Source organism: Undibacterium sp. SXout7W, from assembly GCF_049339385.1.
Lineage (GTDB): Bacteria > Pseudomonadota > Gammaproteobacteria > Burkholderiales > Burkholderiaceae_D > Undibacterium.
In genome coordinates, this window is sequence record NZ_JBMPPF010000085.1 from 1 (window position 1) to 403 (window position 403).

Annotated in this window: 1 protein-coding gene; it reads right to left on the minus strand. The window is 54.1% G+C overall.

What is annotated here, in order from left to right:
- The coding region (locus ACO0LB_RS20595; RefSeq protein ID WP_423052578.1) for a DUF4116 domain-containing protein at nucleotides 1-403 on the minus strand (403 nt) is incomplete at both ends.

Consider the following 403-nt stretch of genomic DNA (forward strand, 5'->3'; position numbering starts at 1 on the left):
CGTAATTCCGCTGGCACGTATTGCAGGGCACCGCCATCGCTTTCAACGGCTTTCAGTGCAACTGCTTCTGTGCGTGATTCCGCTGGCACGTATCGCAGGGCATAGCCATTACGTTCAACGGCTTTCAGTGCAACTGCTTCTGTGCGTAATTCCGCTGGCACGTATTGCAGGGCACCGCCATCGCTTTCAACGGCTTTCAGTGCAACTGCTTCTGTGCATAATTCCGCTGGCACGTATTGCAGGGCATAGCCATTACGTTCAACGGCTTTCAGTGCAACTGCTTCTGTGCGTAATTCCGCTGGCACGTATTGCAGGGCACCGCCATCGCTTTCAACGGCTTTCAGTGCAACTGCTTCTGTGCGTGATTCCGCTGGCACGTATTGCAGGGCATAGCCATTACGTT